Annotated in this window: 19 protein-coding genes; 6 read left to right on the top strand and 13 right to left on the bottom strand. The window is 67.4% G+C overall.

The annotated features are described in order from the left end of the window. Nucleotides 1-8: 8 nt before the first annotated feature. The 3 genes from paaI to AC5RWD_RS11060 all read right to left on the bottom strand — a co-directional run bounded on the left by paaI (nt 9) and on the right by AC5RWD_RS11060 (nt 2,289). Complete coding sequence (gene paaI, locus AC5RWD_RS11070) at nt 9-452, bottom strand: hydroxyphenylacetyl-CoA thioesterase PaaI (RefSeq protein ID WP_494020046.1); 444 nt, start codon at nt 450-452, stop codon at nt 9-11. Between the two features lie 36 nt (nt 453-488). Then, a complete protein-coding gene (locus tag AC5RWD_RS11065) occupies nt 489-1,283 on the bottom strand; it encodes a CPBP family intramembrane glutamic endopeptidase (RefSeq protein WP_494020045.1) in 795 nt (264 codons plus the stop codon). Nucleotides 1,284-1,434: 151 nt separating this feature from the next. Then, nucleotides 1,435-2,289 carry a CPBP family intramembrane glutamic endopeptidase gene (locus AC5RWD_RS11060; protein WP_494020044.1) on the bottom strand — a complete coding sequence of 285 codons (855 nt, stop codon included), beginning with the start codon at nt 2,287-2,289 and terminating at the stop codon, nt 1,435-1,437. A gap of 252 nt (nt 2,290-2,541) precedes the next feature. On the opposite strand from AC5RWD_RS11060, the gene pta reads away from it, so the two are divergent. Together pta and AC5RWD_RS11050 are read left to right on the top strand one after the other, a co-directional pair. Continuing rightward, nucleotides 2,542-4,674: a phosphate acetyltransferase gene (gene pta, locus AC5RWD_RS11055; RefSeq protein ID WP_494020043.1), complete on the top strand. Its 2,133-nt coding sequence runs from the start codon at nt 2,542-2,544 to the stop codon at nt 4,672-4,674. Between the two features lie 8 nt (nt 4,675-4,682). After that, the gene (locus AC5RWD_RS11050) at nt 4,683-5,837 is read left to right on the top strand and encodes an acetate kinase (RefSeq protein ID WP_494020042.1); all 1,155 of its coding nucleotides are present in this window, start codon (nt 4,683-4,685) and stop codon (nt 5,835-5,837) included. Nucleotides 5,838-5,912: 75 nt separating this feature from the next. On the opposite strand, the gene AC5RWD_RS11045 is transcribed toward AC5RWD_RS11050, so the two are convergent. From AC5RWD_RS11045 to AC5RWD_RS11035, 3 genes are read right to left on the bottom strand one after another with little or no spacing between them, the layout of a single operon-like run. Then, nucleotides 5,913-7,457: a putative bifunctional diguanylate cyclase/phosphodiesterase gene (locus tag AC5RWD_RS11045; protein WP_494020104.1), complete on the bottom strand. Its 1,545-nt coding sequence runs from the start codon at nt 7,455-7,457 to the stop codon at nt 5,913-5,915. Beyond that, the gene (locus AC5RWD_RS11040; RefSeq protein WP_494020041.1) at nt 7,447-7,878 is read right to left on the bottom strand and encodes a DUF7793 family protein; all 432 of its coding nucleotides are present in this window, start codon (nt 7,876-7,878) and stop codon (nt 7,447-7,449) included. Before AC5RWD_RS11040 ends, AC5RWD_RS11045 begins: the two co-directional genes overlap by 11 nt. Nucleotides 7,879-7,880: 2 nt before the next feature. After that, the gene (locus AC5RWD_RS11035; RefSeq protein WP_494020040.1) at nt 7,881-8,948 is read right to left on the bottom strand and encodes a hypothetical protein; all 1,068 of its coding nucleotides are present in this window, start codon (nt 8,946-8,948) and stop codon (nt 7,881-7,883) included. A 212-nt stretch (nt 8,949-9,160) separates the two neighbouring features. Here AC5RWD_RS11035 and AC5RWD_RS11030 point away from each other — a divergent pair, with 212 nt between their 5' ends. Next, nucleotides 9,161-9,319, top strand: a complete 159-nt coding sequence (locus tag AC5RWD_RS11030; RefSeq protein ID WP_494020039.1) for a hypothetical protein — start codon at nt 9,161-9,163, stop codon at nt 9,317-9,319. An 84-nt stretch (nt 9,320-9,403) separates the two neighbouring features. Here the strand turns inward: AC5RWD_RS11030 and AC5RWD_RS11025 are convergent, their stop codons facing one another. Further along, on the bottom strand, nt 9,404-11,116 hold the full coding sequence (locus AC5RWD_RS11025) for an ATP-binding response regulator (RefSeq protein ID WP_494020038.1): 1,713 nt from the start codon (nt 11,114-11,116) through the stop codon (nt 9,404-9,406). A gap of 135 nt (nt 11,117-11,251) precedes the next feature. On the opposite strand from AC5RWD_RS11025, the gene AC5RWD_RS11020 reads away from it, so the two are divergent. After that, entirely contained in the window at nt 11,252-11,626 is a 375-nt protein-coding gene (locus AC5RWD_RS11020) for a DUF7793 family protein (RefSeq protein ID WP_494020037.1), read from the top strand. A 91-nt stretch (nt 11,627-11,717) separates the two neighbouring features. Here the strand turns inward: AC5RWD_RS11020 and AC5RWD_RS11015 are convergent, their stop codons facing one another. The 4 genes from AC5RWD_RS11015 to AC5RWD_RS11000 form a co-directional block, all read right to left on the bottom strand. Beyond that, nucleotides 11,718-12,524 carry a class I SAM-dependent methyltransferase gene (locus tag AC5RWD_RS11015; protein ID WP_494020036.1) on the bottom strand — a complete coding sequence of 269 codons (807 nt, stop codon included), beginning with the start codon at nt 12,522-12,524 and terminating at the stop codon, nt 11,718-11,720. 226 nt (nt 12,525-12,750) lie between these two features. After that, nucleotides 12,751-15,396 carry a hypothetical protein gene (locus AC5RWD_RS11010; RefSeq protein ID WP_494020035.1) on the bottom strand — a complete coding sequence of 882 codons (2,646 nt, stop codon included), beginning with the start codon at nt 15,394-15,396 and terminating at the stop codon, nt 12,751-12,753. A gap of 7 nt (nt 15,397-15,403) precedes the next feature. Continuing rightward, entirely contained in the window at nt 15,404-16,147 is a 744-nt protein-coding gene (locus AC5RWD_RS11005; protein WP_494020034.1) for a peptidoglycan-binding protein, read from the bottom strand. Between the two features lie 307 nt (nt 16,148-16,454). After that, a complete protein-coding gene (locus tag AC5RWD_RS11000; RefSeq protein ID WP_494020033.1) occupies nt 16,455-18,695 on the bottom strand; it encodes a S9 family peptidase in 2,241 nt (746 codons plus the stop codon). A gap of 174 nt (nt 18,696-18,869) precedes the next feature. On the opposite strand from AC5RWD_RS11000, the gene AC5RWD_RS10995 reads away from it, so the two are divergent. Together AC5RWD_RS10995 and AC5RWD_RS10990 are read left to right on the top strand one after the other, a co-directional pair. Continuing rightward, complete coding sequence (locus AC5RWD_RS10995; protein ID WP_494020032.1) at nt 18,870-19,052, top strand: hypothetical protein; 183 nt, start codon at nt 18,870-18,872, stop codon at nt 19,050-19,052. A gap of 219 nt (nt 19,053-19,271) precedes the next feature. Next, complete coding sequence (locus tag AC5RWD_RS10990) at nt 19,272-19,610, top strand: hypothetical protein (protein WP_494020031.1); 339 nt, start codon at nt 19,272-19,274, stop codon at nt 19,608-19,610. Between the two features lie 121 nt (nt 19,611-19,731). Here AC5RWD_RS10990 and ctaD read toward each other — a convergent pair whose 3' ends face one another. Both ctaD and AC5RWD_RS10980 read right to left on the bottom strand, forming a co-directional pair. Beyond that, nucleotides 19,732-21,483, bottom strand: coding sequence for an aa3-type cytochrome oxidase subunit I (ctaD, locus tag AC5RWD_RS10985; RefSeq protein ID WP_494020030.1), 1,752 nt, complete (start codon nt 21,481-21,483; stop codon nt 19,732-19,734). A 130-nt stretch (nt 21,484-21,613) separates the two neighbouring features. Beyond that, nucleotides 21,614-22,078 carry a DUF4383 domain-containing protein gene (locus tag AC5RWD_RS10980; RefSeq protein ID WP_494020029.1) on the bottom strand — a complete coding sequence of 155 codons (465 nt, stop codon included), beginning with the start codon at nt 22,076-22,078 and terminating at the stop codon, nt 21,614-21,616. Between the last annotated feature and the right edge of the window lie 16 nt (nt 22,079-22,094).

Here is a 22,094-nt window from a genome sequence, read left to right as displayed (position 1 = left end):
TTTGTTTCCTACTTCTTGGGGATGGTTCGGCTGCGCCCGCGGAACTCGGCAATGAGCTCGCCCGGCAGTTGGGCTCCGGGATCGGCGGCGAAGATCTGGATGTCGTAGAGGCCGCTGCGGCCCGCGCTGGAGCGGCGGTCGGCGACGGCCGTGATCACCTGGCCCTGGTAGGCGGGCTTGAGGAAGTTGATGTCGACGCCGGCGGCAACGGTGATGCTGTCGGGATCGGCAGGGGATGCGGGGTTGCAGGCGAGGGCGAACGCAGAGTCTGCGAAAGCGAAGATCATTCCGCCGTGGGCCATGCCGAAGCCGTTGAGCATTTCCTGCCGGAGGGTCATCCGCACGGTTGCGTGGCCGTCGCTGAGGGCAAGGACTTCGATGCCCATCCATTCCGACGCGTAGTCGTTCTCGAGGATGGGGTGGGGCACCCCGGGGATTGTTGTTTCAGCCATGCGTCGTTGCCTCCAGCTTTATTTACCGATCGTTCATTAGGTAATCCCATTGGAGGGGGTCGTGTCAAGGGTGCGGGCCAGCCGGAGCGGCCCGGCGACGGCGATAATCACCAGCGCAGCCAGGACGTGGAGCAGCGCAACGGTCCACCAGAGCGTGAGGTAGTCGGGACCCAGCAGGGCGGGAAAGACCAGAGCACCTGAGGTGTTGAACGCGGCGTGGAAAAGCATGCAGATGGGAACGCTGCCGCTGCTGTTGTAGAGCCAGGCCAGCAGCACGGATTGCGCCAGGACCATCAGCAGGAACGGCAGCGGCGGCCGCTGCCCGGTGGGATCCGACAGCAGCTCCGGCAGGTGCCACGCCGCCCACACCAGCCCGAGGAGCAGCGCCGCAGAGAGGGCCGGGCGGTCCCGCTGCAGGAGCGGAAGCGCGTAGCCGCGCCAGCCCAGCTCCTCGAAGAGGCCGACGGTCACCAGCGTGAACACGAAGGTGCCCAGCAGCATGAACCAGCCCGGATTGGGTCCGAGTTCCGGGGCGGGGGCGCCGCCGGAGACGGTCAGGCCGGTGGCTACTGCCACCAGCAGGCACGGCAGGGCGGCGGCGGCCAGATACCAGCGGGCGGCCACGCGCCACCGGGCCAGTTGCCGGAGCAGTTGCAGCAGCTCGGCCTTGCCGCCCGCGAGGAAGGCGGTGATGGCCGCGGCAATGGCGGGACCAAACGGTATCAGGGGCGAGCTGTCCGGGTTGAGGAGGGTCAGCGGCCACACCAACCAGGAAATGGCAAAGGCCAGGGCGAAGAACAACAGGAGCCGGTGGCCCGATGCCCAAGCCACCAGCCGTGCATGAGTCCAGTTCTGGGCATTAGTCCCGTGCCGTGCCGTGGTTCCGCGCCGGGAGCGTTCCTTCCGGGCCCGACGGCGGTCCCCGCCGTCAGCACGCAATGCCCGCCTCGGGGGTGGCGGCTGTTCACCGGGCAAGGGCTGCTCAGCGGGCGACTGCTGCGCCATGGCCAGCCTCCGCCGTTGCGGCGCGGAATTTCCGGAACAGCGCCAGGACCACGAGCAAAAGGGTGGCCGCGGCAATCTGCTGCCACGCGCCGTCGAACACTGCCAGTTTCGACTGTTCCGAGGCGTTGAACGAGGCGTGGAGGAGTGCCACGATCAGCAGGCTCTGGCCCGTTCCGAGGTAGGCGATGCCCACCAGCAGCCTAAACAGCGGGGCGAAGACCAGAAGCACGCCCCACGCAACGGCCACGTCGGTCCACGGGGTGCCGGCAAAGCCCCTCTCCCCGAAGGCCAGCGGCAAATGTATCAGCGCGAAGGGAATGGCCGTGAGCAGGCTGCCGGCCACCAGACCGTGCCGCTCCATCAGGCGGCGCTGGACCAAACCCGTCCAGGCCAGCTCCTCCCAGATGTTCCCCAGCAGGGCGCCAATGACCAGCGTGTTCAGCAGGTAGGACTCTGCCACCGCGGCCCACCCGTCCGCGGGCTGATGGAACGTGCCGGTGGCTGCCGCGATGAGCGCGGTCAGGGCGGGCAGGGCAAGGACCGCAGCCACGTACCAGCCCGCTCCGACGCGCCAGCGGATGGTTTGGCGGAACAGGTCCCGCACACCGGACCTGCCGCCGGCGGCCAGGGTCACCAGCACGGCCGTGCCGAGCAGGATGAGCAGTTCGGCGAGGATGCCGGGCAATGCATTGCCGAGCAGCGCGATGGACAGGATGAGGGCCAGCCACGTCAGCGCGATGGCAATGACCAGGAACGCGGCCACCGGCCGGGCGGCGATGAGCCGGGGCAGCGGAGGGGCGGATGGATCGGAAGCGCGGCCAGCGGGGTTCATCGGGACCACCATCGTTCAGGACGTTGCAGCCCGGGATGCTGCTGCGGATGGACCGGTCCCGGGGCGCTGGCCCACTCCGGGTCCGGGACGGCGAATGTGCGCCGACGTGGCAATCAACACCATTGTGTGCTGCCGGAAGCGCGGCAACAAGTGAAAGTATGGGGGAGGGCGCGCCCTGGCGCGTCCAGTCAGTAATACGGCACGTCCAATGCAGTACGTTCCACGCAGGAGCTTCCAACCAGAGGACAGATCATGGCCAAAGGGATATATGTCAGCGCGACCACTCCGGGATCGGGGAAGTCGCTCATAGCGCTGGGCCTGGCGGACACGCTCCACCGGCACGCGGACCGGATCGGATTCTTCAAGCCCGTGGTGCACGGTGACGACGCGGGCGCGGATCCGATGGTGGCGCTCATGAAGTCCCGCTTCGACCTGGACGACCAGCGCTGCCGCGGCGGGCTGACGTTCACCGAGGTCCGCGGCCTGCTCGCCGAGGGCAGGCGCGAGGACATCGACTCCCGCTGTGTGGAGATCTTCGCCGAGATGGGCCGGCACTGCGACGTGATCATCGTGGAGGGGACGGACCTCACCGGCCACGACGCCGCCGTCGAATTCGACCTCAACGCGCGCCTGGCCAACAACCTGGCCGCGCCCGTCGTCGCGGTGGTGGGCGCCAAGGGACGCAGCGTGGCGGAGGCTGCGGCCGCCGTCGACGTCGCCCGGAAGGAACTCGCCGCCGAAAAGTGTGCGCTGCTGGCCATGATGGTGAACCGGGCGGACCCGGAGGACGTGGACGCGATCATTGCCGCCGTGAAGCCGGGCGCGTCCGGCCGGCCGGTGTACGTTTTCCCCGAGCTGGAGGAGATCGCCCGGCCCACCACGGGCGAGGTGGGCGGCGCCCTGGGGATCCGGCAGATCGCAGGCCGCGCGGACATGGAGCGGGACGTCCGGGACGTCAAGGTCGCCGCCATGAATGTGGGCAACTTCCTGAACGTGCTCGACGACGGCGCGCTGGTGATCGTGCCCGGTGACCGGGCGGACGTGATGGTGGCCTGCCTGGCGTCGTCCTTCTCGCCCGAGTTCCCGGTGCCGTCCGGGCTGATCCTCACCGGCGGCCTGGCCCCTGACGCCAACATCTATCCGCTGCTGGCCTCCGCCCCCTTCCCGGTGTTCGCCACGGAGGACGACACCTACACCACGGCCCGGCGCGTGTCTGAGGTCCGCAGCGAGATCTGGAGCGGCCACCGGCGCAAGGTGGCCTCCGCGCTGGGCCTGTGGTCCCGGCAGGTGGATGAGGCCGAGATGCTCGAGCGCCTGCACCTGCCCCGCGCCGAACGGATGACCCCGCTGCGGTTCCTGCACGACCTTATCGAGCGCGCCCGCTCCCAGCGCCGCCACATCGTGCTGCCGGAGGGCAAGGACATCCGGATCCTGAAGGCCGCCGAGATCCTGCACCGCCGGGACGTCTGCGACCTCACGCTGCTGGGCCGGGAAACCGACGTCCGGGAGCTCGCCGCCAGCCGGGGCATCGACCTCGCCGGGATCAACATCGTGGACCCCGCCACCTCCGACCTGCGTCAGGACTTCGCCGCCAGGTACGCCGAGCTCCGGGCGCACAAAGGCGTTGACCTGGCCCGGGCACTGGAGGTCATGCAGGACGAAAGCTACTTCGGCACCATGATGGTCCAGCTGGGCGTGGTGGACGGCATGGTCTCCGGCGCCGCTCACACCACGGCCCACACCATCCGGCCCGCCCTGGAGTTCGTTAAGACCCGGGAGGGCGTGAAGATCGTCTCCTCGGTGTTCCTCATGCTCATGCCGGACCGGGTGCTGGTCTACGGCGACTGCGCGGTGAACCCGGACCCCAACGTGGAGCAGCTGGCGGACATTGCCCTCGCCTCTGCCGAGACCGCCGCCCAGTTCGGGGTGGAGCCCCGCGTGGCCATGCTGTCCTACTCCACCGGCGGCTCCGGCGCGGGCGAAGCCGTGGAGGAAGTCCGGCAGGCCACCGACCTGGTCAGGGAACGCCGCCCCGATCTCGCCGTCGAAGGCCCCATCCAGTACGACGCAGCCGTGGACGCCTCCATCGCCGAGTCCAAGATGCCCGGCTCGTCCGTCGCCGGGCAGGCGACGGTGTTCATCTTCCCGGACCTGAACACCGGCAACAACACGTACAAGGCGGTGCAGCAGAGCTCCGGAGCGGTCGCCGTCGGGCCCGTCCTGCAGGGGCTGCGCAAGCCCGTCAACGACCTCTCCCGCGGCTGCACGGTGGAAGACATCGTGAACACGGTGGCCATCACCGCGATCCAGGCGCAGACCGCGGCACCCGGCGCCGGCACGGAACCCGGCAGCCCAGAACACGTCCCGTCAGCAGTCAAGGCTTAGGAGGCCCCATGCTCGTGCTCGTCATCAACTCCGGCTCGTCCTCGCTCAAGTACCAGGTGCGCGACGTGGCCGAAGGCAGCGTCCTCACCGAAGGGCTGATCGAGCGGATCGGCGTATCCAACGGCGGCCAGGGCGACGGCGAGGTGGTGGGCCCGGCAGACCACGCCGAAGCCCTCGAGCAGGTGGACGCGGCCATCCACGACGTGCTGGGCGAGAGGCAGCTGGACGCCGTGGGGCACCGCGTGGTGCATGGCGGCGAGCGGTTCGGCGAGCCGGTGCTGATCGAGAACGAGATCACCCGCGCCATTGAACGGCTCAACCCGCTCGCGCCGCTGCACAACCCCGCCAACGTGCTGGGCATCCGCGCCATCACCAGGAAGTGGCCGGACATGCCGCAGGTGGCCGTGTTCGACACCGCCTTCCACCGCAGCCTGCCCGAGCATGCCTGGCGCTACGCCGTTCCCGACGAGCTCTACACGAACCACGGGATCCGTCGGTACGGCTTCCACGGGACCTCGCACGAATACGTCACCAACCGTGCCGCCGCGCTGCTGGACATCCCGGTGGAGGAGTTCGACGGCGTGATCGCCCACCTCGGCAACGGCGCTTCCGTCACGGCGATCCGGGGCGGCCAGTCCGTGGACACGTCAATGGGCTTCACGCCGCTGGAAGGCCTGGTCATGGGCACCCGCTCCGGCGACCTGGACCCGTCCATCCTCGTGTTCCTGGCGCGCACCGGCTGGAACGCCGAGGACCTCGATTCGATGCTCAACCGCGAGTCCGGGCTCAAGGGGCTCGCCGGGAATAACGATATGCGCTCGGTAGTAGAGGCGGCCGAGTCCGGTGATTCCCGCGCGGCCACCGCCCTGGCGGTCACGTCCTACCGGCTGGCCAAGTACATCGGCGGCTACCATGTGGCGGTCGGCGGGGCCAAGGCGCTGGTGTTCACCGCCGGAATCGGCGAAAACTCGCACCAGTTCCGCTCCCTGGTGGGGGAGCGTGTGGGTGCACTGGGCATCGAGCTCGACGCCGGGCTGAACAGTGAGCGGTCCAAGGAACCCCGCGTGATTTCCACCGCAGCATCCGCCATCCCCGTGCTGGTGGTGCCCACGGACGAAGAGCGCGCCATCGCTGAGGCAACAGCCGCCGTCGTCGGGGGTTGAGCCTGTCGAAACCGCCCCGTTGGTTGAGCTTGTCGAAACCTCGATCTCGACAGGCTCAGCGGTCCACAGGCTCGATCAGCGGGCCTCAGCCGGCCAGATGTCCTGCCACGCAAGGCGTTCGGTGAACTCGGCCGCGGGGAGGGGGCGGCTGAAGTAGTAGCCCTGCCCGCTGATGCAGCCGGTGTTCCGCAGGTGCTCCGCCTGCTCCGCGTTTTCCACGCCCTCCCAGACGGCCTCGAGCCCGCAGGCCCGGATGAGCTGCAGGATGGCCGCGATCAGTGCAGGCTGGGCGGGGTCGCTGCCGAGGGCCGTGAGCAGTGTCCGGTCCACCTTGACCCGGTCCACGGGCAGGCGCCGCAGGTAGCTGATGGACGAGTACCCGGTGCCGAAGTCGTCGATCTCCAGGCCCACTCCGAGCTTCCGCAGGCTGGCGAGCGTGTACCGGTCGAGCTCGTTGCCCTTGATGATGTCGCTCTCCGTCAGCTCGAGGACCAGGAGCGCCGGCTCAAGGTCGGCGGCGGTGAGCGCATCCCGGACGTCCTCGACGAACTGCAGCCGCTGCAGGTCCGCGGCGGAGACGTTGATGCGCATGTCGAAGTTGTGGCGGCCGGTCTCCGGGGAACTCCGCCAGCGCCGCAGCTGCTCCACGGAGTTCCTGAGCACCCAGTTGCCGAGCTCCGAAATGAGGCCTGTTTCCTCGGCGATCGGGATGAACTCGTCCGGCATGATCAGGCCGCGCTTGGGGTGTCTCCAGCGGACCAGGGCCTCCACGCCCTCGATTTTTCCTGAGGCGAGCTCGATGACCGGCTGGTAGTACAGCACCAGCTGGTCGGTGGCGATGGCCTCGCGCAGTTCCCCGACCAGCTGGTTGCGGAGCTGCCGGGCGTGGAGCATGGCCGGTTCGAACACCCGCAGCTTGTTCCGGGCGTCGGCCTTGGAGGCGTACATCGCGATGTCCGCCTCCATGAGCAGCTCCTCGGACGTCTCACCGGGATCGGCAATCCTCAGGCCCAGGCTCGCACCGCAGCGGATGGTTTTGCCGTCCACTTCCAGTGTTCCGTTGAGGGAATCCAGGATCCGGTTTCCGACCGCGGCCGCCTTCGCCGGTGTGGTGGCGGGCAACAGGACGGCGAACTCGTCGCCGCCCAGCCGGGCCACCATGTCGCCGTCGCGCACGCACGAACGGATCAGTTCCCCCACGGCGGCCAGCACCTGGTCACCCACGGAGTGGCCCAGTGAATCGTTGATGCTCTTGAAGGCGTCCAGGTCCAGCAGCAGAAGTGCCGGCGGCAGCCCGCCGTCGGCCGCCTCCGCCTGGGCATCGTTGACGGCGCTGACCAGGGCTGACCGGTTGTAGAGTCCCGTGAGGGAATCGGTGAGCGCCATCTGCTGCAGCTCTTTGTGTGCCGCGTTGAGCATCCGCGTCCGCGATTCGACGCGCTCCTCGAGCTCCTGGTAGATGATCTGCAGGTCCTCGGCGAGCAGGTTGGTGCCCATGATCACCGCGTCCAGCTCGTCCCGGGCCTCGGAAATCTCGATGCGCGAGTGGAGTTCCCCGGCTGCCAGCCTGACGATGCCGTCGAGCAGCTTCCCGAGCCGGGGATCGTCGTTAGAGAACATCGTCAAGGCGGCTCAACCAGTCCAGGGCGTCGTTTTCGGCGGTGAAATAGCGGGCCGGCACGGAGCTGAATTCACCGCCGAGCAGAAAGTGGCCCAGCAGCCTGTCCACGGGGGATTCACCCAGGATCGCCCAGGCGGACACCGAGGGGATCGCCGCGTAGGCGGCCCGCGCCGCGCGGTTTACGGACCGCACCCCGGTCAGTTCAAGCACGACGGCGACCCTCCGGTCCCCGGCCAGCTCACCAAGGCGGCTGTACAGTTGGGCGGCCGCGGTCTCGTTCAGATCGGCGCCGCGCGGGAGCACCGCCTTCACGGCGAGGTCGGGCAGGACAGTGAAGGCAACAACGGGCGCGGGAGCCGGGCGCGCCGAGGCCACCGGCTGCAGCGGTGCAGCGCCGGGAAACACTGTCGCTTCTGACACATTTACCCCCCCTGGAGAAATTGCTGTTGGCGCCGGTCCGAAGGCTCCGCTGAGGCGATGAAACCACGGACGGTGGCGCTACGCTCCGGTGCTGCAGCTGTATCGAACAGCGTAGCGGCCTCGTCAAGCATCTGCAGTGATTCCGCTTCGTGTCCCTGCGCCCTCAGCGCCCTGCCCAGGATAAAGGTGGCCTCCGCCGCGGTTTGCGTGGCGAGGATGGGGAACTTGCTCCGAAGCGGGGTCAGGAGGCTGATCGCCGTCTCCATGTCCCCGGTGAGGTAGTACCAGTGGGCGCGGACCAGGGACATCTCCAGGATGTCCCGTTCGCTGCCGCCCACCACCTCGGTGGCGAGCTCGGCGCGCTCGATGCAGCGCAGCGTCGCGGCGTCGCCCAGCTTGGCCTGCAGGCGCATTTCCGCGGAGGCGCGGTTGAAGCGCGCCCACAGGTCGACGTCCTGCGAGGGGGAGAGTTTGCCTGCCGCGAGGTCGTGGTAGTGGCCGCCTTCGTTGACCCGGTTGCTGAGGAACGCGACGTTGCCGATCACCCAGTACGCCTTGCCGGCCGTGTCCTCGTCCACGTGGTCGGTGAGCAGCGACTCCAGGTCCAGGCACTCCCGCCACGCGTCCTCGTGCCGGCCGCTTTCGGCGAGGGCGGCTATGAGGGCCTGCTGGGCCTGGATGTGCAGGTAGACGTTTTCAGAGTCTCCGGCCACGAGCCGGGCGGCCGCGGAAGCGGCATCCACCGCTTCGGGGAGCCGGCCGAGCCCCTGCAGGGAATGTGCCAGCAGGATTGCTGCCCGGGCACCCAGGTCGGGGGCGGATTTGGCAACGGGATGGGCAGCCAGTTCGCCGGCAAGTTGCCGGCACTCCTGGATGGATCCGAGGTCCCGCAGGCATTCGGCCTGCAGCAGGACCATCTTCCACCAGCGCAGTTCGTCTCCGGCTTCCTGGGCAAGCTCGGCGGCATGCCCGGCTTCGGTATAACCGGCGGCGTAATCGCGCCTTTTCCAGCTTTCGCGCGCAGCCAACTCCGCGATCACGAAGGGTGACAAGTCCCGCTGCATTGGCATGCTCCCAATTATCCATAATCCAGCCCGTGGTAGGCCGCGGAATGGGGCCGAACTCCTCTTGTTACGGCAATTGCAAGATGCCAGCGGAAAAACATGGCAAATCCTGTGGAATTGACAGGAAATGACTTGACCAAACCTTGATCCAGTGACCGTATACTGTCGCCCGTAATGTGTAATTCGGGTCAAGCTACAAACGACGAAAGGGACAGCGGATGAAGAAACTAGCCGCAACACTTGTTATGACCGGCATTCTTGCAGTGGCAGGTTTCGCTGCTCCTGCAAACGCCGCTCCGAAGGACAAGGACACCACCACGTCCACCTCTTCGAACAGCGAGGTCAACTACGCAACCATCGGTTGGTGGCCCAACTAAGGTCGGTAGCTAGCCAGATTACGGAAACCGCCCCGGACCGACAGGTCCGGGGCGGTTTCCGTTTTGGGTGGGAGGCGACGGCGGTCAGTCAGTTTGGGGTGCGCCGGCCGCTTCGTCGCCGTCGGCCTCGTCGTCGTCCGTTTCTTCGGACCGGGGGCCGTCGACCGGAAGGTGCACAGAGACGGTGGTTCCCTCGCCCAGTTCGGAGGACAGGTCGAGCGACCCGCCGTGGCGCCGGACGATGTCGTGCGCGATGGCGAGGCCCAGTCCGCTGCCCGGAATGGCCGCGGATGAGGCGTTGGACGCCCGATAGAAACGGGTGAACACCTGGGCGATTTCCTGTTCCGGAATTCCGACGCCCGTGTCCGTGACGTTGACGACGGCGTACGGACTGCCGACATCGGATGCGGCCGTCATGAAGCTGATGCTGATGCGGCCGGCATTCGGGGTGAACTTGATGGCGTTGGCAACGATGTTGGTAAAGACCTGCTCCAGTTGGGCCTCGTCGGCCTGGACCTTCACGTCCTCGTGCGAGTCGGCGCCGGTGATGGTGACGTTCCGCGAATCGGCCAGTGGGCGCAGTGCTGCCACGACGATCCGCAGGACCTGGCCGAGCTCCACCTGTTTCAGGCTGAGGTTGCCGGACGTGTCCTGCTGCGAGACCGTGAGCATGTCCTCGATCAGCCGCCGGAGCCGGTCCGAGTTCCGTGAGATAACGTCCATCATGGACTCGATGCCCGGGGGAACGGGGCCGCCTGCGCCGTCGCGGATCATGTCGAGATAGGCCGTGATGGAGGTGAGCGGCGTGCGGAGCTCGTGGTTGACGGTGGCCAGGAAGTCCGTTTTTGCCTTGTCCAGCTCCCGGAGCTGCTGCAGCACCTGCAGCTGCGCGCTGATCAGGTGGCCTTGGATAAGGCTGTGGGCGAGGTTGCCGGCCACGTGCTGGATGAGTGCAATCTCGGCCCTGGTCCAGTCGCGCGGCTCGCGCAGCTGCGCGATCCAGATGATCCCTAGCGCCGACTCGCCCTCGCCGACGGGCAGGCCAACGGAAGCGCGGACAGAGGCCAGGCCGGACCATTTCCGCAGTCCCTCGGCCAGGCCGGCGGACTGGTCCGTCCGGTGATCCGGGACGGCCAGGGCCTCGGCGGCTGCCCACAGCGACGTGGTCTGCTCCCGGGCCGCGTCCTCGTAGGCTCCGAGCGTGTCCGGCAGCTTGGCCTTGCCTGCCCGCGACCACTGGGCGCTGATCCGTGGCACACGCGAATCCTGGAAGGTGGTGAACCAGACGTGGTCCACGCCGAGGGACTCCCCAAAGCCGCGGACCAGGTGGCCGGCCATCTGCTGGGGGCTGTTGGTGCCGCGGATGGCGGCGGAGACGTTGCGGAGGCTTTCGCGCAGGAACTCGGCTTTGGCCCGGATGCGGCGGCGTTCCTTCGCCCGGCCTATCAGGGTCTCCACCCGGTGGGTCAGCTCCGGGGGAGCCGCGTCGCGGGAAATGTAGTCGGCGATGCCCCACGGCTCCAGCCTGGCCAGGTCGAAGTCGCCGGCGAGGTCCACCAGGAGCAGCACCGGCGTGCCTTCCCACCGGTACCCGTCCGTGAGCGCCGTATCAAGAAGTACGACGGCGGCCCGGTTGCCTTCCAGCTCCTGGGCGAGGGATCCGGCGTCGTGCGCCCTGCGGACGGTGAAGCCGGCATCGGTGAGGACAGACGCCACGGAATCCAGGCGGACGGCATCCGTGAGTGCGACCACCGCCTCGCGAGGTGCGGAGAGGTACTCCGCCGGTGCCTGGACCATGTGCCCCCTGTGCTGCGAGTGCCTTGTGAGGCTACCGTGAATTTGGACTCACATTATCAGTAGGAGAGCCGCCGGCCGTGTCCTGGAGGGATGTACCTTGATACTTGTGCACATTAGCCATTGCGGAGGTTTGATTTGAATTCCAACAGCACCGGACGGAACACGCTGTTCAACCTCGAATTGGACGCCGAAGGCCTGCTCCGGCTGACCTGGGCCCGGGACGCCAGCATCACCCAGGCGGACGCCGAGGCCGCCATGGACCAAGTCAACGCTCTTTGCGGCGACAGCCGCCATCCCATGCTCGTGGACATGGCCACTACATCTGATGTGAGCCGCGGAGCCCGTGCCGTGTTCGGCCGTCCCTGCCAGGCCTCCCGGATCGCCCTGCTCGGTTCATCGCCGGTGGACCGGGTGATAGCCAACTTCTTCCTGGGCCTCAACAAGCTCCCGTGCCCCACGAAGTTCTTTACGTCCGAGGCAGAGGCCCTCGTCTGGCTGAAGGACCGGTAGCCCCTTGACTGCTTAGCCGCACCAGAGGGCCTGGGATTCAGCGGGCCTGGGATTCAGCGGGCCTGGGGCTGCTGCGCCAGCGGCTTCGGGTTCAGCGGGTTTGGAGCACCGCGAAATAGCCCGGGATCTGTTCCGGGCGGTCAACGGATTTCAGGGGTCGGGTTTCGATGGTCACCGGGCCGTCTTCCACCACATCCCAGCTGGCCTCGGGAAACGCCCGCCTGCGCTGCTCGGCGCCGAAGTGGCCGGGCATTGGCAGTCCGCGGATCGCCTTCTCGAGGGGCTCGGGGATGGAGTGCAACGTGGCTCCGAGATGGCTGACGTACTGTATCGGATTCCCGCGGAAGTCGGTCTCGGCCAGGAACACGCGGCCCCGCTTGCCCACGAGGGGGCGCAGCTGAGCGGCCAGCGCCGCCTGCGCAGGTCTCTTCAGGACGTGCAGGACGCCCCGGATGAAGATGTTGGCCTGACCAGAGAAGCCTGCTGCGGCCAGGGCGTCGGTCACCGCGCGGGTGCCCTCGGGCGCTGTCATGTCGGCCGCCAGGTAGGAGACCCGCTCGAGTCCTTCGGATTCGCCGGCTGCGAGGGCGACGGCGTTGGCCGACACGTCCACCCCCAGGACATGCGGAAAGTAGGAGGCCAGCGGGCGGCTGAAGGCACCGTTGCCGCACCCGACATCGACGATGGGAAGGCTGTGGTCCAGCTGCCGCGTCAGGTGCTCCAGATACGCCTGCAGCTCGTGGTCACTGCCCGAATCCCACAGCACATCGCCGCGGGCACCCGTGACCCCGACCCTGCCCCAGTACTGGTCCCAGGCGACGCCGGGGTCCTTGGGCGCGTTGGAGGAAAGCTTCACCAGTTTGGGAAGCAACAGGTATTTCTTAAGCGCCGAGAGCATCATTCAAATATATGTTGCCTGTGACACATCACCGTCCAGTAAGTCCGCACGTTATTCCCCCGCCGTCGTCGTTGCCCCTCATCCGCCGTTTCGCCAAAAACGGCCGCCCCGGCCTGCCCCGCGCCATCGTTTGGCCAAAAATGACCGCCTGCCAGGGTTGCAAGCGGCCATTTTTGGCGAAACGACGAGGCAGAGCCCTGAGCCTGCGTGCCGTCGGGGTAGCGCCCTACGGTGCTGCCGGCTCCTGGGCCGGTGACGCAGCCGCGGCGGCGCCGGGAGCCGAGGTTGCCGGGGCCGGTGCGGGGGCTGGTGCCGGGCCAGTGCTGTCCGGCGCAGGAGTGGCCGGAACCGGCGTCGTTCCCGTCCCTTGCGAGGGAACCGCAGGGTCCGCCGTCGTTCCCGGAGACGGCACGGCCGGCGTCGGCTCAGTCTGTGACGGCCCACCTGGAGACGGCCCACCTGGAGACGGCTCACCCGGCGTCGGCTCACCTGGTTCGGATCCCGGGTCCCTTTCAGCGCCGTCGCTGGCCCCGGGCGACGGCGTGGACCCCGGCGGCGGGGTGCTGGTGCCGGCCTGGGGTTTGGCGCTGGGATCGGTCCGGATGATCTCCATGAGCTGTGCCTTGTAGGCGCTCAACCGTCCCTCGATCTCGGACAGGGGAACACCCTGCAGGGTGCGTCCGAACTCGGCGATCTCCTGCCACAGCGCATTGAGCCGGGCCATGCCATCGGTGCTGAGCGGGCCGTCCAGCGTGAGCACCAGCTGGCTGGCGAGGGCATAGGTCAGGCACCGGACGCAGTTGTAGTTCGCGGCGGCGGAGAGGTTCTCGGGCACCACCACATCCGCCTGGCCAACGATGAGCACCACCTGGAACCCGACGGCCACCGCCGCGCAGTCCGCGCAGCTGGCGAAGGCGTACGCCTCGTTGCGGGTGTCCACGGGTCCGTCCTCTGCCCACACCAGCGCGAACGCGACGTCGTAGGTGACGGATCCGTCGGTCGTGTTCACCGCGAGTGCCTGGTTGCCGTCCGTTTCCGGGGCCGGGGGCTTGCTGAACGGAAAGACCCACGACGGCGGCGCGGCACTGCCGGATGCTTCGGCGACGCCCCCGGCCGGCTCCGGCTCACCGGGCGCGGAAGCCGGTTCCGGCGCCTGCCTCGGCACGAGGACCATGCTGAGCTGCGGCTGCTCCCTGGTGGGCAGCGCCGTACCGTCCGGCCACAGTGCCACCGTCTGCCCCGTCCGGCCTTCCTGAAGAGTTCCGTCAGGGGCAGCCAGGGCGGGATAGACGGTGGCCGCGGCATCAAGGAGTGTCCCGCGTTCGTAGGGCTGCACCGGGCGGTAGTTGTCAGGCAGCGGCCACCATGCCCACGCCAGCCCGGCGACGACGGCGCCGGCTGCTGCCATTGCGGTGGCGCGCTGCAGCGGCTTGCCCCGGGTCTTGCTCCACAGCCCGGTGATGAGCTGCCGCGCCAGCCGGAGCAGCATGTATGCCACGCCAAGTACAGGAAGGGCGACGGCGGCAATCGCCAGGAAGCGCACGGCAGCGTCGGCAACGTTCCCATCCTCGAGACTGCCGGACAGCAGGCCCTGCTGGTGCTGCAGGCTCGCCCATGCGGTGCCCAGGAGCCGCGGAAAGGAGACGACCATCAGCACCAGGCTGACCAGCAGCATGGGGACAGTGACCAGGACCCAGGCGGTGATGACGGCGCGCGCCCACGGCTTGAGAGCCTGCGCCTCGGGGTCGGGTTTGCCCCACCGCCATGGGAGGAGCCCGAGCAGGGTGGGACGGATCCGCTGGAACAGGTCCGGCACACCCGTGGCATCGGCGAGGATGTGGTAGCCATCGAAGCGGACCAGGGGAAGCAACTGGCGCACCATTTGCAGGATCTGCGTGAGCACCACCAGGAGCAGAGCATCGAAACCTGTGGCCCACCAGACACCCATGGTGGCGACGGCAACCATGGCATTGAAGTACAGCCCGCCGATATCCGTGCGAAGCCGGCCGCCGCGCCCCAGCCGGTAGGAATCGGTGACATCCGTGTAGAAGGCGGGCCAGACGAGGTAGAGTCCGGCACCCATCGTGCCGGGTGTTGCCCCGCCCCGGCGCGCGGCCGCCGCGTGGCCGAATTCGTGGAAGCCGGCGGACAGGACCGTCACGGCGAAAATCAGCAGGAGCAGCCACGGGTTCGCGAAGGCGTCGTGCGTGGCCGACGCCAGGCCCTTGACCATCAAAACCCACCAGCACGAGGCCAGGAATCCCGCGGCGACAACTGCCACGATCAGTGGATTGAACAGCACGGCGAACGGCGCTGTCAGCTTCCGGGTCCGCGCGGGGTCCGTGATCGAGTAACGGAACCGCATGCCCAGCAACGGATCCGCCCTGCGGACCTCCGGCTGCGAACCGTCCGCCAGCCGCAGCAGGCCCAGCGGCAGCAGCTGGCCCTCGATCAGTGTCCTGACGTTGTCCGCGCTGATGAGCCGGCCGGACCGGGTGCTCGCCACCTCGGCGATCTCATCGACATCCCGGACACCGTCGATGGCCTCAAGGACCTGAAAAAGCAGCTGCGTGAGCTGGAGGGTCTGGCCGTCCGAGCGGCGGACCAGCGAGGGGGCCTCCCGGTAGCCGGATCCCTTGGCCTCGCCAATGAGCTGGATTCCCTCCGCCCGCACTGGCACCCCATGACTGGTGCCAGGGCTCATTACGACGGCGGTCCGCTCGCCGTGGGCGGGGGACGATCCCGCTGCGGACGATCCCGCTGCGGACGATCCCGCCCCCGTGGGGCCGGTTGCCGGATTCTGGCCGGGCGTGGGCGAGGGGGAGGCCGGCGGGCCGCCCATGCCGGGCGGCCCGCTGTGTTTGGCGCTCATTCAGGAACTACTGCTGCAGATCGGACTGCTGGTCTGCTGATGCGGTGGCCTCGCCGTCGATATTTTGGGTGATGATGGCGTCCTGCTGCGCCACGGCGAAGGCGTCGCTGTCGATCGAGCCGATGTTGGCGGCCACTGCGGCGTCAATGGGCGCCGCGACGTTGGCGTTCGCGGCCACGGCGCCGTTGATTGGAGCGGCGATGTCGGCGTCGGCCGCGAGGTCCACGTTGACGTTGAGGAGGTCCCCGTCGAGGGCAGAGGACGGATCCACGGGAAGGGCGCCGACACCTGTCCCATCCGGAACGGTCCCCTCGGGTAGCGTGCCGTCGGGAAGCGTGCCGTCCGGCAGGGGAGCAGCTTCGGCGGCACCCGCGCCCGCGGCATCCGACGTCGCGCCGGCATCTGCAGTCCCGCCCTCGGCACCGGACCCCTGGCTGATGGTGCTGTCCTGGACCGAGTCCGCCGTGGCGTCGGCCGTGATTCCCTGGTCGATGATGACGCCCTGATCGGCGAGGGCCTGCGACTCTGAACCGAAGGACAAAACGTTCGCCGAGGCCGCGGCGTCGATGGGGGCTGCGACGTTGGCGTTGGCCGCCACGGCGAGGTCGATCGGCGCAGCCGCGCTGATGCCCAGGTCGAGGTCGGCGTTGAGGTCCAGTACGGACGCCACTTCCTTATCCGGCAGGGCAACGCCCGCCTGCGCATTCAGTTCGTCGTCGGAAAGAGGGGTCAATCCCTGTTCATTGCTCACGCTATGCTCCAGTTCCGGCGTCGGATACCCCGCCCCCAGCGGACAGGTGCACCGAGCCCGTATGCCCGTCAATAGTAAGCAGGATTACTATTTTCTGGAAACAGCGGGTTGCGGATTGAACGGCATCAGGCAAACTCTTCCGCCGCAAGGGAAAGCCGAGTGCGGAGCGGCGCCGCCCCGCTTCCCCGATTTGCCAAAAATGGCCGGCCCGGCTGGTGGCAGGCGACCATTTTTGGCGAAACCCTGACGCGGCGAGGGCCGCGAGCACCGAAGAACGAGTCGGAGGGCCTTACTTGAGCGCGGAGCCTTACTTAAGCCCGGCGCCGGGCAGCAACTCCGTGGCACCGAGCGAATCCGCGATGAAGGCGTAGTCCCAGGCCCGCTCGCGCCACTGCACATAGCGGCCGGAGGCCCCGCCGTGGCCGCCGTCCATCTCGATCTTCATCAGGATCGGCTCGCTGCCCGTGGTCTTGTTGCGCAATTCCTGCACCCACTTGGCAGGCTCCACGTAGAGCACCCGGGTGTCGTTGAAGGACGTGACCGCGGCGATCTTGGGATAGGCCACCTCGCGGACGTTCTCATAGGGGGTGTACGACTTCATGTACTCATACACCCCGGGATCGGTGATGGGGTTGCCCCATTCCTCCCACTCCAGGGCGGACAGCGGCAGCTCCGGGTCCAGGATGGAGTTCAGCGCGTCCACGAACGGCACCTGCGCCACAATGGCGGCGTACTTCTCCGGCGCAAGGTTGGCCACGGCGCCCATGAGGAGCCCGCCGGCGGACCCGCCGAGCGCGGCGACCCGGTCGGGGGCCACCCAGCCGGACTGCGCCAGCCAGTCCGTGGCCGCGATGAAGTCCGTGAACGTGTTTTTCTTGCTGAGCTTCTTGCCGTCCTCGTACCAGTGCCGGCCGAGTTCACCGCCGCCGCGGATGTGGGCAATGACGAACACCACTCCGCGGTCCAGCAGCGAAAGCCGGGCTATGCCGAAGCCCGGGTCCATGCTGAGTTCGTACGAGCCGTAGCCGTAAACCAGTCCGGCCGCCGTCGAGTCCTGCTTGACGGCTTTGTGCCGCAGAATCGACAGGGGGATGCGGGTGCCGTCGGCGGCCTCGGCCCATTCGCGCGTGGCCACGTAATCCGAGCCATCGTAGCCGCCCAGCACGGGACTTTCCTTGCGCAACAGGAGTTCGCCGGCGGGCTGCTCCGGGGTGGGCAGCACGAAGTCATACACGCGCGAGGGCGTGAAGTAGGACGTGTAGCCCAGCCGGATCACGGGAGCCTCGTAGTCGGAGCCGCCGACCCCCGCGGTGTACAGCTCCTCGTCGAAAGCGGGTTCCACCGGCGCCTGCTGGGCAGCGGTCCCCAGCCCGGACAGCGACATCACCTGGACCCGCTCGATGGTGTCCTTCCGGATCGAGACCACGAGGTGGGTGGAAGTGACCCCCGCACCATTGACCCGGACGTCGTCGGAATGCTCGACGACGGTGGTCCAGTGCTGCTGGGCCAGCGGCTTGGACAGCTCGGCCGGATCCACAAGCGAGACCATCGAGTTCACGGCGTTGCGGTTGTGGCTGATCAGGATGCGTTCAGTTTTCTGCCCGTCCGGGCCCTCGAGCAGGAAGGGCTCGGCCTCGTACAGCACGCGTTCGTTGCGGGAAATGACGGTGGACAGGACGGCATCGGGATCGTCAAAGCGCAGCAAGCGCGTCTCGCTGTACTCGGAGCAGCCAATCCCGAGTACAAGGTGGCGCCGGTCTGAGGAGAGCTCAAAGCCCAGCCACATGGCGGCGTCGTCCTCCTGGTAAATCACCTCATCATCGGTGACCGGAGTGCCCAGGACGTGGGATTTGACCTGGTAGGGCCGCCACGAGTCATCCACCACGGTGTAGAAGATGCGGGTGCCGTCCGGGGAGAAGGACACGCCGTAGAAGACGTTCTCGATGACATCCGGCAGCAGTTCCCCGGTCCGGAGGTCCTTGATCCGCAGGGTGAACCGCTCGTCGCCGGCGTTGTCCACGGCGTAGGCGTAAAGGTTCCCGTCGATGGTCACAGCCGTGCCGCCCACCGAGAAGAACGGCTTGCCTTCGGCCTCGACGTTGCCGTCCAGCAGCACTTCCTCGCCAGGGATTTCGACGCCGGCCTCCACCGCCGGCGGAGTCCAGTCCGCCACCGGGTTGCCGGTGTTTTGGGCGCGGACGCGGCACTGGATGCCGTACTCCTTGCCCTCGACGGACCGGCTAAAGTACCACCAGTCGTCCTTACGGTTCGGAACGGACAGGTCTGTCTCTTTGGTCCGGCCCTTGATCTCCTGGAAGATGGACTCGCGCAGCGGTTCCTGGTGTGCCGTGAGGGCCTCCTGGTAGGCGTTCTCCGCCTTCAGGTGCGCCACGACCTCTTCGGACTCCTTGTCCCGCAGCCACTCGTACGGGTCCACGAAGGTATCCCCGTGGTGCGTGCGCTCGGTGGGCACCCGTTTCGCAACGGGTGGACGGGGCGTGGCAACGGCGGAGGAGCTTGCGGGTTGCTGCAGCGGAGTGTGGGTCATTCCCTCAATATATAGAGCCGCTCTGACATTTGGGCGGCCGTTCGCTACCGGGGGAGAGGCCTGGTTTGTGACGCTCCCCCACGTCGGCCGGGGCCCTGTCCCCGCTTCGGCGGCGGGCGTATCCTGAACTCGCGTCAGCAATAAGGAACCCACACGAGCCTTCGAGGGGGAAGCATGACCATCCCGCCAGTGCACGAACCAGAGCCGTTCCCGCCGGAGCCGGGGCCCGATCCCATGCGGCCGGACCCGTCCCGTCCCGCACCGCCCAACCCCATCCCCACGCCCGAGCCGCCCGGCCCGCTTCCGGTGCCCGACCCCGGGCCTGCGCCGCTGCGCCCGGACCCGACCCGCAGCTGAGCGGCCCACCGGGGCGACGGCCGCCGTCGAACAGGTGAGGACGCACTGTTGGTCCGGGGACGCTGGAATCCACGCGTCCCCGGACCATTTGCCTGTCCGGGGACCATTCGCGAAGATCCCAATTCCGCAACATTCAGAATTTTCCTGTTACCTGAGTCACATGCAGGCTAGGGTTATACCCGGTCGCAGCGTCGCGGCCGCGCATGAGGGGAGAAGTTTTTGAACCAGAAGCTCAAGGTACTGGTCCGCGTGGACCTCGACTGCGGCGAAGCCCAGGTCGCCGCCCAGGGACATGTAACCGCCCAAAGCATCCAGGCTCTTTACGTTGTTATGAAGCGCGCCAACCACCTCCGTCAGGGCCTGCAGCTCGTCGTCGATGTCAGCCACGCCCGAGTTGAGCCCGTCGCACTTGAACAGCTGCGGGAATGCTCCAAAACGCACCACCTGCCACGTTCCATCGATCCGCAGCAGTCCGAATGCAATGTCCGCGTCCTGGCCCCCGCCGACGCCGGAACGGGCGCCGGCACCAGCCGCTACGCGGTCGCCGCGGCTGCCTGAGGCGGGCTGCCTGAGGCGGGCTGCCGATACTGAAGCCGGCTAGCTGAAACAGAACTGAACACACGCTGAGGCCCGGGCTCCCCAATGGAGTCCGGGCCTCAGCGTTTCAGAAGGGCGGCTGCTAGCGGTCGGGGTTCGGGTCCCGCACGTCGCGCTCGCCGATGTCCGCCGCGCCCAGGACGTCGGCGGCCGTCGAGTGCACTGGGTCATGTTCACGGACCCGCAACTCGGGATGGTGCAGGTCCAGGGCCGGACGCTCGGAGCGGATGCGCGGCAGCGAGGTGAAGTTGTGCCGGGGCGGCGGGCAGGACGTGGCCCACTCCAGGGAAGCCCCGAAGCCCCACGGATCGTCGACTTCCACTTTTTCCTTGCTGCGCGCAGTAATGAAGACATTCCAGAAGAACGGAATCAGCGAGGCGCCCAGCAGGAAGGAACCGATCGTGGAGAACTGGTTCATCGCCGTGAAGTTGTCCTGCGGCATGTAGTCGGCGTAGCGGCGGGGCATGCCTTCAACGCCGAGCCAGTGCTGGATCAGGAACGTCGCGTGGAAGCCCACGAGGAGCATCCAGAAGTGGATCTTGCCGAGGCGCTCGTTCAGCATCTTGCCCGTCCACTTCGGCCACCAGAAGTAGAAGCCGGCGAACATCGCGAACACCACGGTGCCGAACACCACGTAATGGAAATGGGCCACCACGAAGTACGAGTCGGAGACGTGGAAGTCCAGCGGCGGGGAAGCCAGGATGATGCCCGTCAGCCCGCCGAAAAGGAAAGTGATGAGGAAGCCGATGGCCCACAGCATCGGGGTCTCAAAGGTCAGGGAGCCGCCCCACATGGTGCCGATCCAGTTGAAGAACTTCACGCCGGTGGGGACCGCGATGAACATGGTCATGAGTGCGAAGAACGGCAGCAGCACGGAGCCGGTGACGTACATGTGGTGGGCCCAGACCGTGGCGGACAGGGCGGCGATCGCGATGGTGGCGTAGACCAGGCCCTTGTACCCGAAGATCGGCTTGCGGCTGAAGACCGGGAAGATCTCGGACACGATGCCGAAGAACGGCAGCGCGATGATGTACACCTCCGGGTGCCCGAAGAACCAGAACAGGTGCTGGAACAGCAGCGCCCCGCCGTTCTCCGGGTCATAGATGTGGGCGCCGAAGCGGCGGTCCGCGCCGATGGCGAAAAGCGCGGCGGCCAGCGGCGGGAACGCCATCAGCACCAGGACAGAGGTGATGAAGACGTTCCAGGTGAAGATCGGCATGCGCCACATGGTCATGCCCGGGGCCCGCATGCAGATCACCGTGGTGATGAAGTTGACCGCGCCCAGGATGGTGCCGAAGCCGGACAGCGCCAGGCCGAAGACCCACAGGTCACCGCCGATGCCGGGTGTGAACGTGGTGTTGTTGAGCGGCGCGTACACCGTCCAGCCGAAAGCTGCGGACCCCTGCGGGGTGATGAAGCCGGACACCGCAATCGTTGAGCCGAACAGGAAGAACCAGAAGGCCAGCGCGTTCAGGCGGGGGAATGCAACGTCCGGTGCGCCGATCTGCAGTGGCATGATCACGTTGGTGAAGCCGGCGAAGAGCGGGGTGGCGAACATCAGCAACATCACGGTGCCGTGCATGGTGAACAGCTGGTTGTACTGCTCCTTCGTCACCAGGACCTGCATGCCGGGTTCGAAGAGTTCGGCGCGGATGAGCAGGGCCATCACGCCGCCGAGGCAGAAGAACACGAAGGACGCGATCAGGTACATGTAGCCGATCGTCTTGTGGTCGGTGGAGGTGACCCACTTGACCACCATGTTGCCCTTGCGGCGGGGCACCACTCTTGGGGCCTCCGTGGCGGTGGTGCCTGCTGGTTGCTGATATGCGGTCATCGTCTGCCACTCCCCGGCATCGCGCTTCGACGCCCCGTTTAGGGCGAGGGTGCCGGCCGGACCGTGAGCGGTTCACAGAACCGACGGCATCAGGATAGCGCCTGCGGCACCCCCGCAAAAGGTTTACTGGCTAATGGCCCGTGGCGGGGCCGTGGACCCTCCCGGTGTCGCGGGACAGCACCAGCGCGAGACCAATCATGGCAACGCCCAGCAGGAAGTGCAGCCAGTTGTCAGCGGTGTTGAGCGGTACGAAGTTCGCCGCGGTCTCGTGGCCGATCAGCAGGCCGTACAGCCAGAGGACCAGGTAGATGACGCCTCCGTACAGCAGGTAGCTCCTGGCCTGTCCCGGCGTCCGTGCCATGAGCAGGCCGGCCACGCCGAAGAGGAGGTGGACGATGTTGTGCAGGATTGATACCTGGAAGACGCCCAGAAGCAGGGCGTCGGACGCGGGGCCGGCCATTCCCAGTGCCGCGTAGTTCGAGGTGATGCCGGGAATGAACCCCAGGATGCCGACGAGCACGAATACTGCTCCGACAACCTGTGCCGCCCGTTGCAGCCGGGACCTTGCACCGGCCGCGCTGCCCATGGTGGTCATGGCGCCTACTCCTTCA

The sequence above is a fragment of the Arthrobacter sp. CMU6 genome, from assembly GCF_059090205.1.
Note: the sequence above shows the minus strand (reverse complement) of the source record. Positions and strands in the feature narration are given on the sequence as shown.

What these genes read in the sequence shown, in the direction of transcription:
- paaI (WP_494020046.1), bottom strand. Translation starts at nt 452, where the DNA reads ATGGCTGAAACAACAATCCCCGGGGTGCCCCACCCCATCCTCGAGAAC.
- AC5RWD_RS11060 (WP_494020044.1), bottom strand. Translation starts at nt 2,289, where the DNA reads ATGAACCCCGCTGGCCGCGCTTCCGATCCATCCGCCCCTCCGCTGCCC.
- pta (WP_494020043.1), top strand. Translation starts at nt 2,542, where the DNA reads ATGGCCAAAGGGATATATGTCAGCGCGACCACTCCGGGATCGGGGAAG.
- AC5RWD_RS11050 (WP_494020042.1), top strand. Translation starts at nt 4,683, where the DNA reads ATGCTCGTGCTCGTCATCAACTCCGGCTCGTCCTCGCTCAAGTACCAG.
- AC5RWD_RS11045 (WP_494020104.1), bottom strand. Translation starts at nt 7,457, where the DNA reads ATGTTCTCTAACGACGATCCCCGGCTCGGGAAGCTGCTCGACGGCATC.
- AC5RWD_RS11035 (WP_494020040.1), bottom strand. Translation starts at nt 8,948, where the DNA reads ATGCCAATGCAGCGGGACTTGTCACCCTTCGTGATCGCGGAGTTGGCT.
- AC5RWD_RS11030 (WP_494020039.1), top strand. Translation starts at nt 9,161, where the DNA reads ATGAAGAAACTAGCCGCAACACTTGTTATGACCGGCATTCTTGCAGTG.
- AC5RWD_RS11025 (WP_494020038.1), bottom strand. Translation starts at nt 11,116, where the DNA reads ATGGTCCAGGCACCGGCGGAGTACCTCTCCGCACCTCGCGAGGCGGTG.
- AC5RWD_RS11015 (WP_494020036.1), bottom strand. Translation starts at nt 12,524, where the DNA reads ATGCTCTCGGCGCTTAAGAAATACCTGTTGCTTCCCAAACTGGTGAAG.
- AC5RWD_RS11010 (WP_494020035.1), bottom strand. Translation starts at nt 15,396, where the DNA reads ATGAGCGCCAAACACAGCGGGCCGCCCGGCATGGGCGGCCCGCCGGCC.
- AC5RWD_RS11000 (WP_494020033.1), bottom strand. Translation starts at nt 18,695, where the DNA reads ATGACCCACACTCCGCTGCAGCAACCCGCAAGCTCCTCCGCCGTTGCC.
- AC5RWD_RS10995 (WP_494020032.1), top strand. Translation starts at nt 18,870, where the DNA reads ATGACCATCCCGCCAGTGCACGAACCAGAGCCGTTCCCGCCGGAGCCG.
- ctaD (WP_494020030.1), bottom strand. Translation starts at nt 21,483, where the DNA reads ATGACCGCATATCAGCAACCAGCAGGCACCACCGCCACGGAGGCCCCA.
- AC5RWD_RS10980 (WP_494020029.1), bottom strand. Translation starts at nt 22,078, where the DNA reads ATGACCACCATGGGCAGCGCGGCCGGTGCAAGGTCCCGGCTGCAACGG.